Source organism: Cedecea sp. B1(4) (assembly GCF_059414925.1).
This window is the reverse complement of record NZ_JCAHMZ010000386.1, coordinates 1-227: the sequence shown is the minus strand read 5'-3', so window position 1 is coordinate 227 and position 227 is coordinate 1. Positions and strand designations below refer to the sequence as shown.

The window sequence follows — 227 nt, the reverse complement described above, 5'->3', positions numbered from 1 at the left end:
CGGAAGGCTGCGGTTTCTCCGCGCAGCCTTCGAGTCCGGAATTGGGCTCGACGAACTGGCGCGACTTTGCAAAGCATTGGACGCAGACGATAGCGAAAGCCTGGACCGATGCGTCGAGCGCGTGCGATGGAAGATCGACGTGCGTCGAACAGTTTTGACTGTCGTCGAGGCCTCTTTGAATGAAATGGCGGCCGGTGCAGCTACTTGAGGTCCGGCCGGTAAAAGCG

Annotated in this window: 1 pseudogene; it reads left to right on the top strand. The window is 59.5% G+C overall.

Annotated elements, in window-relative coordinates:
- A pseudogene (locus ACR6JA_RS23410) lies at positions 1–92 on the top strand (transcriptional regulator MerD); the annotation flags it as partial.
- Positions 93–227 lie beyond the last annotated feature (135 nt).